General features: G+C 60.1%; 15 protein-coding genes. 14 read left to right on the forward strand and 1 reads right to left on the reverse strand.

Going from position 1 to position 15,610, the window contains the following annotated elements; all coding sequences use genetic code 11:
• Window position 1 precedes the first annotated feature (1 nt).
• The 13 genes from ACRZ96_RS07145 to ACRZ96_RS07205 all read left to right on the forward strand — a co-directional run bounded on the left by ACRZ96_RS07145 (window position 2) and on the right by ACRZ96_RS07205 (window position 13,059).
• Complete coding sequence (locus ACRZ96_RS07145) at window positions 2-250, forward strand: DUF2484 family protein (RefSeq protein WP_170401374.1); 249 nt, start codon at window positions 2-4, stop codon at window positions 248-250.
• Complete coding sequence (locus ACRZ96_RS07150) at window positions 247-513, forward strand: DUF2484 family protein (RefSeq protein WP_170392032.1); 267 nt, start codon at window positions 247-249, stop codon at window positions 511-513. The genes ACRZ96_RS07145 and ACRZ96_RS07150 overlap by 4 nt, the downstream gene beginning before the upstream one ends.
• 23 nt (window positions 514-536) lie before the next feature.
• The gene (locus tag ACRZ96_RS07155; protein WP_170392030.1) at window positions 537-830 is read left to right on the forward strand and encodes a hypothetical protein; all 294 of its coding nucleotides are present in this window, start codon (window positions 537-539) and stop codon (window positions 828-830) included.
• A complete protein-coding gene (murB, locus tag ACRZ96_RS07160; protein ID WP_480567197.1) occupies window positions 827-1,753 on the forward strand; it encodes a UDP-N-acetylmuramate dehydrogenase in 927 nt (308 codons plus the stop codon). Before ACRZ96_RS07155 ends, murB begins: the two co-directional genes overlap by 4 nt.
• Window positions 1,754-1,861: 108 nt before the next feature.
• Complete coding sequence (locus ACRZ96_RS07165) at window positions 1,862-2,779, forward strand: D-alanine--D-alanine ligase (protein WP_480814354.1); 918 nt, start codon at window positions 1,862-1,864, stop codon at window positions 2,777-2,779.
• Window positions 2,767-3,771, forward strand: coding sequence for a cell division protein FtsQ/DivIB (locus ACRZ96_RS07170; protein WP_170512290.1), 1,005 nt, complete (start codon window positions 2,767-2,769; stop codon window positions 3,769-3,771). The genes ACRZ96_RS07165 and ACRZ96_RS07170 overlap by 13 nt, the downstream gene beginning before the upstream one ends.
• 8 nt (window positions 3,772-3,779) lie before the next feature.
• Window positions 3,780-5,114 carry a cell division protein FtsA gene (gene ftsA, locus ACRZ96_RS07175; protein WP_170392023.1) on the forward strand — a complete coding sequence of 445 codons (1,335 nt, stop codon included), beginning with the start codon at window positions 3,780-3,782 and terminating at the stop codon, window positions 5,112-5,114.
• Complete coding sequence (locus ACRZ96_RS07180) at window positions 5,101-5,520, forward strand: hypothetical protein (protein ID WP_170401361.1); 420 nt, start codon at window positions 5,101-5,103, stop codon at window positions 5,518-5,520. Before ftsA ends, ACRZ96_RS07180 begins: the two co-directional genes overlap by 14 nt.
• A gap of 348 nt (window positions 5,521-5,868) precedes the next feature.
• Entirely contained in the window at window positions 5,869-7,470 is a 1,602-nt protein-coding gene (gene ftsZ, locus ACRZ96_RS07185) for a cell division protein FtsZ (RefSeq protein ID WP_480706706.1), read from the forward strand.
• Between the two features lie 214 nt (window positions 7,471-7,684).
• The gene (gene lpxC / locus ACRZ96_RS07190) at window positions 7,685-8,605 is read left to right on the forward strand and encodes a UDP-3-O-acyl-N-acetylglucosamine deacetylase (protein WP_480706704.1); all 921 of its coding nucleotides are present in this window, start codon (window positions 7,685-7,687) and stop codon (window positions 8,603-8,605) included.
• Between the two features lie 126 nt (window positions 8,606-8,731).
• A complete protein-coding gene (locus ACRZ96_RS07195) occupies window positions 8,732-9,595 on the forward strand; it encodes an outer membrane protein assembly factor BamD (RefSeq protein WP_170392015.1) in 864 nt (287 codons plus the stop codon).
• Window positions 9,596-9,631: 36 nt separating this feature from the next.
• Window positions 9,632-11,281, forward strand: a complete 1,650-nt coding sequence (gene recN, locus ACRZ96_RS07200) for a DNA repair protein RecN (RefSeq protein ID WP_480814355.1) — start codon at window positions 9,632-9,634, stop codon at window positions 11,279-11,281.
• Window positions 11,282-11,373: 92 nt separating this feature from the next.
• Complete coding sequence (locus tag ACRZ96_RS07205; RefSeq protein ID WP_480814356.1) at window positions 11,374-13,059, forward strand: chloride channel protein; 1,686 nt, start codon at window positions 11,374-11,376, stop codon at window positions 13,057-13,059.
• Here the strand turns inward: ACRZ96_RS07205 and ACRZ96_RS07210 are convergent, their stop codons facing one another.
• On the reverse strand, window positions 13,060-14,430 hold the full coding sequence (locus tag ACRZ96_RS07210; RefSeq protein ID WP_480771960.1) for a DUF3179 domain-containing protein: 1,371 nt from the start codon (window positions 14,428-14,430) through the stop codon (window positions 13,060-13,062). It abuts the gene before it with no gap.
• A gap of 190 nt (window positions 14,431-14,620) precedes the next feature.
• Between ACRZ96_RS07210 and speB the strand changes: the two genes are divergently transcribed.
• Entirely contained in the window at window positions 14,621-15,592 is a 972-nt protein-coding gene (gene speB, locus ACRZ96_RS07215) for an agmatinase (protein WP_480771961.1), read from the forward strand.
• Window positions 15,593-15,610 lie beyond the last annotated feature (18 nt).

The raw sequence follows: 15,610 nt of genomic DNA on the forward strand, positions 1-15,610 counted from the left end.
CGTGGCGTTGTCGCTCATACTCGCCTGCGTCTGGGTCTTCGCTTCCACCATTGTGGCGATGCTGCCGATGCACCTGCAATTCCCACCGGGTGTTGTACTGTTTGCCAGCGCGCCTGCTCTGATTCTTTGGCTGAGTTTAGACTATGGCTGGTTCGTCGGAGTCCTGGCTGCTGGCGGTTTTGTTTCGATGTACCGCAACCCGATCCGCTACTACTGGCGCAAGTGGACGGGTAAAGAGGTGTCGGAATGAACTGGTCGATTGCGCTTGCCGGTCTGTGGGGTGTTGTCGCCAACGTGTTGGCGATGTTGCCCAGCAAGGACAACCATTGGCGGCGCGCCTATTTCCTGATCGCCGTTGGCGTCCCCATCCTAGGCTATGTCACCTATGAAAATGGTCCATGGATTGGGCTGCTGGTTCTGGCGGCAGGTATGTCAGTACTGCGCTGGCCGGTGATTTACCTCACCCGTTGGACAAAGGCGAAAATGCAGGGCATGAAGGCGGCGAACAAGTAACTGGCCATTTTCAGGAGGCCCCTATGGTCGACATCGCCACTTTCGCCTATTTGCCGCTGATTACCTTGATCCTCGGGACGCTTGCGGGTTTTGTCGCCGCGCGCTGGATCGGCCTCAAGGCACTGCTGTGGCTGATCGGGCTGACCTCGGCCCTTGGTCTGGTACTGATCATAATGCTGGCCAGTGTCGGCACCGGGGAAGAGGAACAGGCGTTCGGCCCCTTCGTCTGGCTGACCGGTGCGGTCCTGCCCTTCCTGTTTGCGGTGATCATGGGTGGAGTAGGCGGGCGCAGCCTTGCATCCCGGGAAGGCGCATGAGCGAACTGCCCGACGTCCGTGGCCGCTTGTCCGCGGCGCGCTCTCTTTCCGAACTCACCTGGCTGCGCGTCGGCGGACCAGCGGATTATCTGTTTCAACCCGCCGATACCGAAGACCTTCAGTCGTTTCTGCGTGATCTGCCTGCGGATGTTCCCATCTTTCCTATGGGTGTCGGATCCAATCTGATCGTACGTGATGGTGGTCTGCGGGCGGTGGTGATCCGATTGGGGCGCGGGTTCAATGGTATCTCGGTCGACGGCAACACCGTCAGCGCGGGTGCCGCCGCGCTGGATGCGCATGTGGCGCGTAAAGCAGCGGATGGAGGTGTGGACCTGACTTTCCTGCGCACGATACCAGGCTCGATCGGCGGGGCCGTGCGCATGAACGCGGGCTGCTACGGCAGCTATACGGCGGATGTGCTGCAAAAGGCTACCGTGGTCACCCGCGCCGGAGAGATCGTGGACCTGACCCCGCAAGACCTCAGCTTCCGCTATCGCCAGTCCGACCTGCCCGAAGGCGCGGTGCTGATCTCGGCGACGTTTCAAGGCCCCTCGGGCGATCCAGCTGAGCTGCACGCTCGCATGGAGGCGCAGCTAAAAAAGCGCGACGAAACTCAACCCACCAAGGACCGCAGCGCCGGGTCGACCTTCCGTAATCCAGCCGGGTTCTCGTCGACTGGGCGCGCGGACGATGTGCATGACCTCAAGGCGTGGAAAGTGATCGATGACGCGGGTATGCGCGGGGCCACAAAAGGTGGCGCGCAGATGAGTCCCAAACACTCGAATTTCATGATCAATACAGGCGACGCCACCGCCGCAGACCTCGAAGGTCTGGGCGAAGAGGTGCGAAAAAAGGTTTACGAAACAAGCGGCATCACGCTAGAGTGGGAAATCATGCGGGTCGGTGATCCGCTGGAAGAATAAAGCCCCGACCGTCAGACCATAACAGGCAAATTAGGACGACGGATCAAAGGCATAAACGCAGTACGGACCACCACATAAGGTCCGGGGACATTGAGGCGCACATTGGGTATGTCGAGCAGGACAAACCTCAAAGTGGCGGTATTGATGGGTGGCCCCTCGGCGGAACGCGAGGTGTCTCTCAGCTCTGGGCGCGAATGCGCAGCCGCTCTTGTGGGTGAAGGCTTTGAAGTGGTCGAACTGGACGCAGGTCCGGACCTTGCTGCTCGCCTTACCGATATCCAACCCGATGTGGTGTTCAACGCCCTGCATGGACGCTGGGGCGAGGATGGCTGTGTGCAGGGGCTACTGGAATGGATGCGCATTCCTTACACGCATTCCGGCGTGCTGGCTTCGGCCCTTGCGATGGACAAGCAACGCAGCAAAGAGGTCTACGCCGCCGAAGGATTACCCATCGTACCCAGCCTGATCGTTCCCAAGGTCGAGGTGGTCGAGGTCCATGTGATGGAGCCGCCCTATGTTGCCAAGCCCAACAACGAAGGCTCCAGCGTCGGCATCTATATCGTGCATGAAAATGCCAACGGCCCGCCGCAACTGGACGAGGCGATGCCTGATCAGGTGATGGTCGAGAAATACGTCGCGGGCCGGGAACTGACCGTGACCGTGATGGGCGATCGCGCCCTGACGGCGACCGAGATCATGACCGATGGCGGTTGGTACGATTATGATGCCAAGTACAAGCCCGGCGGCTCGTGGCATGTGCTGCCCGCCGAGATCCCGCAGGATATCTTTGACCGCTGCATGGACTATGCGGTTAAGGCGCATATTGCGCTGGGGTGTCGCGGCGTGTCCCGCACCGATTACCGCTGGGATGACAGCAAGGGTGCCGACGGGCTGTTCCTGCTGGAAACCAACACCCAGCCCGGCATGACGCCGACTTCGCTGGTGCCCGAACAGGCCGAGCATCTTGGCATCAGTTTCGGCCAGCTCTGCGCCTGGATGGTGGAGGATGCCTCATGCGACCGCTGACCGCCACCCGCGCGCCGGTGATCCACCGGACCAAACCGTTGGCGGGGCCGGATGCCGATTTCACCGCCGCGCCAAGGCCCGAGCCCAAAACCGAACCTAAGCTGCATTTGCGCGGGGCGCGTCTTTTTGGCCGTGCGCGCAACGCGGACCCCGCGCCCTCGCGCCTCAGCTACCGCTTTCAGCGCTGGATGCTCACCCCCGGCATCCGGCGCGGGCTAAAAATTGGCCTGCCGGTTCTGGCCGTCTTTGGTTTGGTGGGTGGCTTCTTTGCCGCCGAAGAACGTCGTGAGGCGGTCAGTACCTATATCGCCGACATCAAGACCTCGATCCAGGAGCGCCCCGAATTCATGGTCAATTTGATGGCCATCGACGGGGCAGGAACCGCACTGTCTGAGGATATCCGCGAGATCGTGCCGCTCGATTTCCCGCTCAGCTCGTGGGATCTGGATGTGGAGTTGATCCGCGACACCATCACCGGGCTTGACCCGGTGAAATCGGCAACCGTACGCATTCGCCCTGGCGGGATTCTTCAGGTTGATGTGGTCGAACGCCAGCCGGTCATCGTCTGGCGCACCCGAGACGGGATCGAGCTATTGGATGAAACCGGAGCTCATGTTGACCGTGTTTCAGCACGCGCCGATCACGCAGCCCTGCCACTGATCGCAGGGAAGGGCGCGAACAAACATGTCCCCGAGGCGCTGCAAATCCTGACCACAGCCCGCAGCTTGGGCGAACGCGTGCGCGGTTTGGTGCGCGTTGGCGAACGGCGCTGGGATCTGGTGCTGGATCGAAACCAGCGCATCATGTTGCCGACCGAACGTCCGGCGCGCGCGCTGGAACGCGTGTTGGCGGTGAACGAGGTTCAGGACCTTCTGGAACGTGACGTGGCCGTGGTCGACATGCGACTGGGGCAGCGACCGACCATCCGAATGAACAAAACGGCCAGCGAAGACTGGTGGAACACAAAAGTAGATGTGAGTAGCGGGCAGTAACGACCATGATGACCGATCTTTATCAGTCCCAAAGGGCTATGCGGCAGATGCGCCGACAGGCAATGCAACGCGGTGTAGTTGCTATCCTGGATGTCGGCAGCTCCAAAATCGCTTGCCTTGTATTGCGCTTCGACGGGACGGGGCGGTTGTCCGAGGATAACTCGATCGGCTCGATGGCCGGACAAACCGGTTTCCGGGTCATTGGCGCTGCGACCACCCGTTCGCGCGGGGTGCAGTTCGGCGAGGTTACCGCGATGCAGGAAACCGAGCGCGCCATCCGCACCGCGCTGCAGGCGGCGCAGAAGATGGCCGATATCCGCGTCGATCACGTGATTGCATCCTTCTCAGGGGCGAACCCGCGTTCCTACGGGCTGGATGCGCAGGTTGATCTGGAAGGCCAATTGGTTACCGAAGCCGAGGTCGGTCGTGTCCTGAACGCCTGCGACGTGCCCGATTACGGCGAAGGGCGCGAGGTACTGCATGCGCAACCGGTGAATTTCGCGCTCGACAACCGCTCGGGACTAATCGATCCGCGTGGACAGTTGGGGCAGAGCCTTGCAGTGGATATGCACATGCTAACCGTCGATGCGGTGGCGATCCAGAACATCGTCCGCTGCATCAAGCGCTGCGATCTGGAGCTGGCAGGGATTGCGAACTCAGCCTATGTCTCGGGCATTTCCGCATTGGTCGAGGACGAACAGGAGTTGGGCGCGGCCTGTATTGATTTGGGCGGCGGCACCACCAGCATCTCGATCTTCATGAAGAAACACATGATCTATGCCGATTGCGTGCGCATGGGCGGGGATCACGTGACCAGCGACATTTCGATGGGCCTCGGCGTGCCCGCAGCGGTGGCCGAACGGATCAAGACCTTTAACGGTGGCGTTCACGCGACCGGAGCCGATGATCGCGACCTGATCGACATCGGTGGCGATACAGGCGATTGGGAGCATGACCGCCGTACCGTCAGCCGTGCCGAGTTGATCGGCATCATGCGCCCCCGCGTCGAGGAGATTCTCGAAGAGGTGCGTACTCGTCTGGACGCTGCCGGTTTCGACCACCTGCCAAGCCAGCAGATCGTTCTGACTGGTGGTGGCAGCCAGATCATGGGGCTAGACGGGCTTGCCAGCCGGATTCTGGGTCAGCGTGTTCGTTTGGGCCGCCCGCTGCGCGTTCATGGCCTGCCGCAATCTGCGACCGGGCCCGGTTTTTCTTCGGCAGTGGGGCTTAGCCTGTTTGCGGCGCATCCTCAGGACGAATGGTGGGATTTTGAGATCCCGGTCGACACCTATGCCGCGCGCCCGTTCAAGCGCGCCGTGCGCTGGTTCCGTGACAATTGGTAATGCCCTGCGTGGTGCAGCCGTTGGCGCGGCCCTTGGGCCCGCTGCGGCCCCGGCTCAAACCCTGATTACGCCAGAGGCGTTTCTGAGCGCCGTCGTTGGCAAAACGATCACCTTCCATGAAATCCGAAGCGGTATGTTGGTCGGGACCGAGGAATTCCTCAGCCCGACTCTCTCGGTCTGGCGGATGGAGGGGCGGGGCTGTGTCTATGGCCAGATCACCACGCCAAATGGCCAGATCTGTTTTCTGTACGATGATGCGCCCGATGGCCTGCCAGTCTGCTGGTGGCCCTACCTGTACAATGACCGGCTGATGGTGCGGCTGGCGCGCTTCGTCGGCAGCGAAACGCAAGAGGTCCGTAGCATCTCTGAAGATGGCCTGAATTGCCCAAGTGCCCCGGTAGGCTAAAGAAATCAGTTGCGGCAACTGCCAAATTGCCGCAAAATAAGGTTCAAGGCCCGGCAGAGGCCCAGCGGCAGGACATTGAGCAGTTTTCCGCGACCAAACGAGTGACTAAAAGTTTTCGCATCCCCTCAAGGCGGGTGGGGTCTTTCCGTGTGTAGTGGCGCATGAGCCTTTCGCCGCAACATGTCGCGGTAACAGCGAAATGCCGCTGTTTGCTGCCTTATTTCCTCCATATTTTGTGGATTCGTGCGATTTTTCTGGTGACGTTTCCGAAATGACACAGTAAAATCGACTGTGGATAGGTCAGAAAAACCGCATTTTGCGGCAACATAAAAAACAGGCGGACAGAGCATGACATTAAATCTTTCGATGCCCGGGCACGACGAACTCAAGCCTCGGATTACCGTATTTGGCGTTGGCGGCGCTGGGGGCAATGCTGTCGACAACATGATTGAAAAACAGCTGGACGGCGTTGAATTTGTCGTCGCCAACACAGACGCACAGGCGCTGCAGCAAAGCCGTTCGTCGGCGCGGGTGCAGCTGGGCGTCAAAGTCACCGAAGGGTTAGGTGCAGGTGCGCGTCCGACCGTGGGTGCTGCAGCAGCTGAAGAAAGCATCGAGCAGATCGTGGATCATCTGGCGGGTGCGCATATGTGCTTTATCACCGCCGGTATGGGCGGTGGCACGGGCACCGGCGCAGCCCCGATCATCGCGCAGGCAGCGCGGGAGTTGGGTGTTCTGACCGTTGGGGTTGTCACCAAACCCTTCCAGTTCGAAGGCGCCAAGCGTATGCGTCAGGCCGAAGACGGCGTTGATGCGCTGCAGAAAGTCGTTGATACGCTGATCATCATTCCGAACCAGAACCTGTTCCGTCTGGCCAACGAAAAGACCACGTTTACCGAGGCGTTCTCGATGGCCGACGATGTCCTGTATCAGGGCGTCAAAGGCGTAACCGACCTGATGGTGCGTCCGGGTCTGATCAACCTCGACTTCGCCGACGTTCGAGCCGTGATGGACGAGATGGGCAAGGCGATGATGGGCACAGGCGAAGCGACCGGTGAAGATCGCGCCATTCAGGCAGCCGAGAAGGCCATTGCCAACCCGCTGTTGGACGAAATCAGCCTCAAGGGTGCCAAGGGTGTGCTAATCAACATCACCGGTGCGCACGACCTGACCCTGTTCGAACTGGACGAGGCCGCCAACCGCATCCGCGAGGAAGTGGACCCCGAGGCCAATATCATTGTCGGTTCGACCCTGGACACCGAGATGGAAGGCGGAATGCGCGTTTCAGTCGTTGCCACCGGTATCGATGCCAGCGAGAAAACCGAAGATGTACCGGTCGCCCGCCGTTCGATGTCGGCTCCGCTGACACGCACGGTTTCGGCAGAAGACTCCACGCCTGAACAAATCGCTGCAGATGAGGCCCTGGCTGAGGACAACATTGCGCCCACGCTCTTCGAGTCCATCGAAGATGTCGAGTTCAACGATGGCTGGCAAGACGAACAACCCGCTGCCGAGCAGGAAGATGACGGGCTGCCTCCGCCCGCCTATCAGCCTCAGGTTGCACAGTTCGAACCGCAACCCGAAGTCGAAGAGACAGTCGACTCCTACGACGCACCGCGTGCCCAGACCCCCGGCACACCGTCTCCGGAAGCGATGCAGCGGTTGCAGGCCGCAGTTCAGAAAGTACCTTCGAACCGGCTGCGTCCGACGCCTGAGGTACCTCGCGAACCGGCCTCTGAGCCGCAGCAAACGACCGAGGATCGCCCGCGTTTTGGCTTCAACCGATTGATTGACCGGATGACCGGCCATGCGGCCGATACGCCCGCTCAACCGGTACGCCAACAGCCTGCGATGCGGTCGGTTGACGCGACGGCACCTGTTCAGGATGAAGCCGATCCTGATCAGGAGCGCATCGAAATTCCCGCCTTCCTACGGCGTCAGGCCAACTGATCGCGGTAACAAAATCATCCCGAAGGGCCGCCATCGCGCGGCCCTTTTTTGTGGAAACACAAAGTGTTGAGCTGGTGTAAGCAGGGATTTGCCGATGTGTCACATTCATGTTTCATTCGGTTGCAAAAGGTGAGTTGAGCCTTAACGCCCCCTTCCTTAGTTGAGGGTGCAACACAGCCCCTGATAGGCTGGACACAACTCACCGAGGCTCACATTGCAACATACGCTCAAATCTTCAGTCACGTTTGTGGGCACTGGGCTGCATAGCGGCAAGCCTGCGACGATGGTTCTGAAGCCTGCAGCGGCAGGTCATGGAATCTGGTTCAAACGGACTGATATCGAGCTGGGCAATGCGTTGATCCCCGCTATCTATGATGTTGTTGAGCGGACGCCTCTTTGCACACGATTGGTTAACGATGCGAATGTGTCGGTATCGACTGTGGAACACATCATGGCGGCACTTGCCGGATGTGGTGTGCATAATGCACTGATTGAAATCGACGGTCCCGAAGTCCCGATCATGGATGGCTCGTCCGTGGCCTTTGTTCAGGGCATCATGGCCAAAGGCGTTCGTCGTCAGGCCAGTCCGGTACTGGCTTATGAGGTGCTTAAACCCATCTCAGTTGAACGCGAAGGCGCAAAGGCATCGATCGCGCCTGCGGAAGGTCTGGAGATCGAGTTCCACATTGATTTCGAAGATGACGCCATTGGCAGCCAGACAAAGGTTTTGGACATGCGCAATGGTTCGTTTGCGCGTGAACTCTGCGACAGTCGCACGTTTTGCCGCCGCACAGATGTCGAAGCGATGCGTGAAAACGGATTGGCCTTGGGCGGCACATTGGACAATGCGGTAGTCGTACAGGGCCACGAAGTCCTGACCCCGGGTGGCTTCCGTCACACGGATGAAGCGGTGCGCCACAAAATGCTGGACGCTCTGGGTGATCTCTATCTTGCAGGCGGTCCGATTCTGGGGCGCTTTGTCGGCGAGAAGTCGGGGCATTCGATGACCAACACATTGCTGCGCAAACTGTTCGAAACACCGGGCGCTGTGCGTCCGATCCTTTGTACCCCTGAACAAGCCGCGCGTCTGCCCGGCCAGGGCCTTGTGCGGAGCGAAATCCCGCAGGTTGCGTGATCTGATCAACTCTGACGACATTTGCGCCATGAGGGTGGATAAGGCGTTTTGCACTGGAATTTTATGTGCTAGACCGAGGCCCGATCAGGGGTAATTCCCGCTAAGTAGACGACAAGGATGGGCGGAATGGTTGGCAGCAAAGCGGCAGTCAGAATCGCAGGTGCGCTTCTTCTGGCAGCAACTTTGACGGCATGTGGCAATGCCGGAGGTCTGTTTGGTAACCGTGGGGCAGACCGCAGCCAAAACCTCGAAGGTTTCACACCTGAACAGATTTACACCCGCGGTGAATATGAGCTGTCGCAGAATCGCTCGGACGACGCGGCTTGGTATTTCTCTGAAGTAGAGCGGCTTTATCCTTATTCCGATTGGGCGAAACGTGCGCTGATCATGCAGGCGTTCTCATTCCATTCGGACCAGAACTATGAAGAAAGCCGCGCCGCCGCGCAGCGATATATCGATTTCTATCCCACTGACGAAGACGCCGCCTATGCCCAGTATCTTCTGGCGCTCAGCTACTATGATCAGATCGACGAAGTGGGTCGTGATCAGGGGCTGACCTTTCAGGCACTGCAGGCGCTGCGCACGGTGATCGAAGTCTACCCAGACAGTGAGTATGCCACATCTGCCGTACTGAAATTCGACCTTGCCTTTGACCATCTGGCTGGCAAAGAGATGGAGATCGGGCGCTATTATCTGCGTCAGGATCACTTCACTGCGGCGATCAACCGATTCCGCGTGGTGGTCGAGGATTTTCAGACCACATCTCATACCGCCGAGGCGCTCTATCGCCTGATCGAGGCGTATCTGGCGCTGGGACTGGTGGACGAGGCGCAGACCGCGGGTGCGATTCTGGGTTACAACTATCAGTCCTCGGAATGGTACGACGCGGGGTACACGTTGCTGACGTCGCGTGGTCTCGATCTAAAGAGCCGAGGTAACAATTGGCTCAGCACGATCTATCGCCAGACCGTCAAGGGTGAGTGGTTGTAACGGCCATGGCTAAAGGCTTGGGACGCTAAAGACCCGATGCTGCGCGCCCTTGATATCCGCGACATGCTGATCATCGACCGGCTGGACCTGACGTTTCAGCCGGGCTTGAATGCTTTGACCGGTGAAACCGGCGCGGGCAAGTCGATCTTGCTGGATTCGCTGGGCTTTGTGCTGGGCTGGCGAGGGCGCGCCGAGCTGGTTCGTCAGGGGGCCGCACAGGGCGAAGTTGTGGCCGAGTTTGAACTGCCTGACGATCACCCTGCCCATTCGATTCTGGCCGAGGCGGGTCTGCCCGGTGGCGAGGAGCTGATCCTGCGCCGCGTCAACACGGCCGAGGGACGTAAGACTGCATGGGTCAATGACCGCCGTTGTTCGGGCGAAGTGTTACGGGCGCTGTCGGAAACTCTGATCGAACTACACGGCCAACATGATGACCGAGGCCTGCTGAACCCACGCGGGCATCGCGCAACGCTGGATGCCTATGCCGGGGCAGGGGATCAGTTGGCCGCCGTGCGTGCCGCATGGGGCCAGATGTCCATCGCCCGCAAAGCTCTGGCGCAGACTGAGGCAGCGCTGGAGGCTATGCGTGCCGAAGAAGAGTTCCTGCGTCATTCCGTTGTCGAGTTGGATCAGCTTGACCCGCAACCGGGCGAGGATGCCGATCTCGACGCCCGCCGCCGCATGATGCAAGGGGCCGAACGGATTCGCGACGACGTGGCCCGTGCCTTTGCCTTGCTAGGCGGCGACGGGGCCGAGGGCGCGATGGCCGATGCCGTGCGCTGGCTGGAAGGCGTGTCGGACAATGCGGGTGGCCAGTTGGAAGGCCCCATTGCAGCGCTGGGTTGCGCCCTGATCGAACTGGGCGAGGCGCAGGATGGGGTCAACGCCTGTCTGCAAGCGCTCGATTTTAACCCAGCGGAACTGGAACAGGCCGAGGAACGCCTCTTTGCCATTCGCGCGCTGGCACGCAAACACGATGTGGCCCCCGATGATCTGGGCACCTTCGCCGATACCTTGCGCGACCGCCTGAACCGGCTGGATGCGGGTGACGCCGACCTCAGCAACAAACGCGCTGCTGTGGACGCGGCACAGGCTGCGTATGACAACGCGGCCACCGCGCTTGGCGAAACGCGCCGTAAGGCCGCCAGTGCGTTGGACACCGCAGTAATGGCTGAACTCGCGCCCCTGAAAATGGAACGCGCCGTGTTCCGGACCGAGATCACCGCGACCGACCCGGGCCCCGAAGGAATCGACGCGGTGGCCTTCACCGTCGCCACCAACCCGGGGGCGCCGTCAGGGCCGCTCAACAAAATCGCCTCGGGCGGCGAACTCAGCCGCTTTCTGCTGGCGCTTAAGGTCTGCCTAACGGGCGAAGACAGTGCCCGCACGATGATCTTTGACGAGATTGACCGTGGTGTCGGCGGTGCTACGGCGGACGCGGTGGGCCGCCGTCTGGCCGCACTCGCGCAGGGCGGGCAGGTGCTGGTCGTCACCCACTCGCCGCAAGTGGCCGCACGGGCGGCGCATCACTGGCGGGTGCAGAAACAGGTCACCGGCGATCAGACCCTGTCCACCGTGATCCCGCTGGCCGACCCCGACCGCGTCGACGAAATCGCCCGGATGGTCGCAGGCGACACCATTACGGATGAGGCACGTGCCGCTGCCCGTGCCCTGTTGGATGCATGACGCGCATTCTGTGAGCATCTTGTCGTGAACCGACTTTTATAAGGCGCGCGCGTGGCTTACTAAGGGTCAGGCGACCACCCCAACGAGGGCCAATGACCCAATCGACCCGCACCGTGCTGCGCAATCAGCTCAATCAAGCCCTCTCGGCGCTGCGGGATGCATGGCGGGTAATGCTTCATCGTGGCCCCAGCCAGATTCAGTTCTGGTTTATCGCTCTGGTCATCGGGATCGCTGCAGGCTTCATGGCGCTGGGATTCCGGATGGCGATCTCGTCGTTGCAGGCTTATCTCTACAACACCGAAGATATCCTATTCCTGCACAGCCATGCTGAGAAGCTGCATTGGCTCTGGATTTTCCTTACACCTGTGGTCGGCGGGTTGGTCGTCGGGATCATCCTGAACAGGTACACCGATGATGGCCGTGTGCGTTCGGTAGCTGATGTGATCGAGGGTGCGGCCATCACTGATGGACGGGTCGAAAAGAAGGCTGGTATCGCATCTTTTTTCGCTTCGCTGATCACGCTCAGCTCAGGCGGATCCACGGGGCGGGAAGGACCTGTTGTGCATATGGCCGGGGTCATCTCGACTTGGGTCAGCGACCGTATCCACGCCGACGGCATCACCGGGCGCGACCTATTGGGTTGCGCTGTGGCTGCTGCAGTTTCGGCCAGTTTCAACGCCCCCATCGCCGGTGCTTTGTTTGCGCTTGAGGTTGTGCTGCGCCACTTCGCCGTTCATGCCTTTGCGCCCATTGTCATCGCCTCGGTCGCGGGGACCGTGATCAACCGGCTGGCTTATGGTGACGTGACCGAATTCACGCTGGATACGCCCGGGTCGTTGCAATTCTATGTCGAGCTGCCCGCCTTCCTGATCCTAGGCCTGATTTGCGGGCTGGTCTCGCTGCTGTTGATGCGATCGATCTTCTTCGCCGAGGATATCGGCACGCATATCCAAAACCGCATGTCTCTGCCGCGCTGGCTGCGCCCCGGTGTTTCGGGCGCGATGCTCGGCCTGTTGGCGGTCTGGTTTCCGCACATCATCGGCGTGGGATACGAAACCACGATCCGTGCCTTGACCGGGGACCTCGTGCTGACGACCGCGATCCTGTTCGCGGTCATCAAGACCGTCGCAGTGGCGATTACCATGGGCGGTCGCATGGGTGGTGGTGTGTTTTCCCCTTCATTGATGATCGGAGCGTTGACCGGGTTGGCCTTCGGCCTGATCGCCACCGGATTGCTGCCAGATGTGTCAGGCACCCATACGCTCTATGCCTTTGCCGGGATGGGCGCGGTGGCGGCGGCGGTGCTGGGCGCGCCGATCTCAACCACGCTCATCGTGTTTGAATTGACCGGAGACTGGCAGATCGGCCTCGCCGTGATGGTTTCGGTCTCGATGTCCACTGCGCTGGCCTCGCGCCTTGTAGACCGGTCCTTCTTCCTGACCCAGCTGGAACGGCGCAATGTGCACCTGGCCGCCGGGCCGCAGGCGTACCTGCTGGCAATGTTGCGGGCAGGCGCGGTGATGCGCCCGCTGGGGGACGCGCGTTCGATCTCCAAGGAAGACGCGCAGGCATTGATCGAACAAGGCCTATGCGTCAAGGCCAGCGCCACGCTTGAGGCCGCGATGCCATATTTCGACCGCGATGACATCCCTTGCATCCCGGTGGTGATCATCGACAAGGACGGCTGTGAAAACCCCGTTGGCGCGCTCTATCACATCGACGCGCTGAAAGCTTACAACCGCGCGCTGGCCGCCACAGCGGCCGAGGAACATTCATGATCAGCGTCCGTAAACGCTGGCTGCGTCGCCCAGATAATTGTCCCAGGCAAACCAATACGAGATATGTCCCGCGACGCGCGGCAACTCTGCGCCATCCGGGCCAATTAGTGCCTCTTCGGTGACGCGCCACTTGTTGCCCGTTTCGTCCAGCAGCCCGCCATCGGTGGTCGCGCGGAACTGGCGCGATCCACGCTCGTAGGCGCGCACGCTGCGCTTGTCCGGGTCGCCCATCAGCATCAGTGCCCGCCCGCCAATCGCATCGTTGATCACCGGCTTGCCCTTGAACGCGTCCAACGGCCAGGCCCGCGCCGCGCCGAACTGGCGCACGGCGAACACGTAGTCCTTCTGGCGATGCCGACTTTGATCGACCAAGGCCGGGAACATCAGATCGGGTGAGGCAAAGTAATCGCGATACACAACGCCCGAGCCATAGTTGCGCCGATGACCGGTGCTGAGCGACAGCACCTTCGTATCTGAATGCGACGCCTTCCAGCTGTCCCAGCGGGTGATCACCACAGGACGCTGCTTCAGCTCGATTCCACTGTTGACCAGCGGTCCGACCACGGGCTTACCTGTGTACTGGTTCCATAACGAATGCGTCTCACGGTCGAACATCAATTTGTTCGACCGATACAGGAACCCGGACGAGCCAAATACAAACGGCTTCCGCCGCCCCTCGACCTGCGTTTCAAACAAAATCCCCGATCCGCACAGCGTACAATAGGCCAGTGCTACCGGAACGCCTCCGATCACCTCGTTGAACATCTCGTGCCAGCCCATGATGCGCAGCGGATAAGCGCGTACATCGCCGTTGATCGAGACGCCAAAGACCAAATCGTCGTCTTTCATGTAGTCCGCCCGCGCCGCCGGGATCAGCTTGGGATTGTCCAGCGAAGGGATACCGTCCTTTAGCACACCACCCCAACTGATCTCTTCCAACCGAATCTTCATGTTGTCGCGTTGCAAATATTCGGGTTTCAGGAAAACGTCGAAGTTCTGATCGATGCCCAAAAGAACTTCGCGTTTGAACGGTATCAAAGATGGATGAGGTACAATCTGAGCGTTCCGTTCTTGCCATAGCATCCATTCGAACCAGTCTGTGCCGTGGCGCGCGCCGCTCAACGCTTCCATGACTTTGGCAATGTCTCGCTCTCGCCGTCTACCATAGCGCATCGCCGTCAGAAGCGCGGGCACAACGTCCGGTTTGCCGCGCTCGGTCAGGAACGCCATCCCGGCTTCGAAATCGGTCCGATTGTCATACAAAGTTGAACGTACGGCATCGTAGACAGGGTCATCCTGCGCCCAAAGAGCGCGAGGGGCTACAGCGCTTGCCCCCAACAGGCCGACAAAGCTGCGACGTGGAATCGACATGGCATCCTCCGATCGGGTTCATATTCGATCTTGCCTGCAAAGCAGATCACATACACGCAACACTCGCGTGAGTGGCTCGAAATACTGAAGCTGCACGCCGGGCATCTCGACATTGGTCCATCCTGAGCACAAGATGCTGCTGCGATTGATGTCATCGAACGTGACAGTGGCAATGAAAAAGGAAATACCCATGCAAGACCATGGTTATAAGGCGGGGCGACTAAACCTGCCTTTTGTCGGCATCTCAACCTTCGCCAAATCTCCATATGTTGAGAATTGGGATGAGATAGAGGCGGATATCGCCGTTCTCGGCGCGCCCTTCGATTTCGGGACCCAATGGCGACCGGGGGCGCGGTTTGGACCTCGGGCCGTTCGCGAAGCCTCGACCCTGTTCAGTTTCGGCCACGCCGGGGCTTATGATCACGAAGATGACGCAACCTATCTGGATGGCTCGGTGCGGATCGTTGATCTGGGGGATGCGGATATTATCCATACCAAGACCGACGAGAGCCATGCGAATATCGCCTTGGGGGTGGGCAAGATCCTGAAAGCAGGGGCCTTGCCGGTGATAATTGGCGGGGACCATTCGATCAACATCCCCTGTATCAATGCCTTCGCCGAGGATTGCGCGCAGAACGGCCCGATCCATGTGGTGCAGATCGACGCGCATCTGGATTTTGTCGATGAACGCCACGGGGTGACTGCCGGGCACGGAAACCCGATGCGGCGGGCGATTGAGAAAGACTATGTCTCAGGCATGACGCAGCTGGGCATCCGCAATGTCTCATCCACCGCGAAGGAAGGCTATGACGACGCCCGTGCGCGCGGGTCGGACATCCTGTCTGTGCGGCAGGTGCGCAAACTGGGGGCCGAGGCAGTGCTGGCGCGTATCCCGCAGGGGGCACGGTATTACGTAACGATAGATATCGACGCTTTTTGCCCTTCAATCGCGGCGGGCACAGGTACGCCCAGCCATGGCGGGTTTCTCTACTACGATGTACTGGAAATTCTACAGGGTCTGGCCAAACGCGGGGATGTTGTGGGCATCGATCTGGTCGAAGTCGCGCCTGCTTACGACCCGACGGAAAGTACCCAAATTCTAGCGGCGCAGCTATTGCTGAACTTTCTGGGCTTCATCTTTCACGAACGCGCCCAGCGATAGAAGGTGGGGCATGTCGCC

It is taken from the genome of Ruegeria sp. CF1 (genome assembly GCF_056537445.1).

Excerpts from the sequence above, each read along its gene's own strand:
- ftsZ (WP_480706706.1), top strand. The coding sequence starts at position 5,869 with ATGACATTAAATCTTTCGATGCCCGGGCACGACGAACTCAAGCCTCGG.
- murB (WP_480567197.1), top strand. The coding sequence starts at position 827 with ATGAGCGAACTGCCCGACGTCCGTGGCCGCTTGTCCGCGGCGCGCTCT.
- recN (WP_480814355.1), top strand. The coding sequence starts at position 9,632 with ATGCTGCGCGCCCTTGATATCCGCGACATGCTGATCATCGACCGGCTG.
- ftsA (WP_170392023.1), top strand. The coding sequence starts at position 3,780 with ATGACCGATCTTTATCAGTCCCAAAGGGCTATGCGGCAGATGCGCCGA.
- ACRZ96_RS07195 (WP_170392015.1), top strand. The coding sequence starts at position 8,732 with ATGGTTGGCAGCAAAGCGGCAGTCAGAATCGCAGGTGCGCTTCTTCTG.
- ACRZ96_RS07210 (WP_480771960.1), bottom strand. The coding sequence starts at position 14,430 with ATGTCGATTCCACGTCGCAGCTTTGTCGGCCTGTTGGGGGCAAGCGCT.
- ACRZ96_RS07155 (WP_170392030.1), top strand. The coding sequence starts at position 537 with ATGGTCGACATCGCCACTTTCGCCTATTTGCCGCTGATTACCTTGATC.
- ACRZ96_RS07150 (WP_170392032.1), top strand. The coding sequence starts at position 247 with ATGAACTGGTCGATTGCGCTTGCCGGTCTGTGGGGTGTTGTCGCCAAC.
- speB (WP_480771961.1), top strand. The coding sequence starts at position 14,621 with ATGCAAGACCATGGTTATAAGGCGGGGCGACTAAACCTGCCTTTTGTC.
- ACRZ96_RS07205 (WP_480814356.1), top strand. The coding sequence starts at position 11,374 with ATGACCCAATCGACCCGCACCGTGCTGCGCAATCAGCTCAATCAAGCC.
- ACRZ96_RS07165 (WP_480814354.1), top strand. The coding sequence starts at position 1,862 with ATGTCGAGCAGGACAAACCTCAAAGTGGCGGTATTGATGGGTGGCCCC.
- ACRZ96_RS07170 (WP_170512290.1), top strand. The coding sequence starts at position 2,767 with ATGCGACCGCTGACCGCCACCCGCGCGCCGGTGATCCACCGGACCAAA.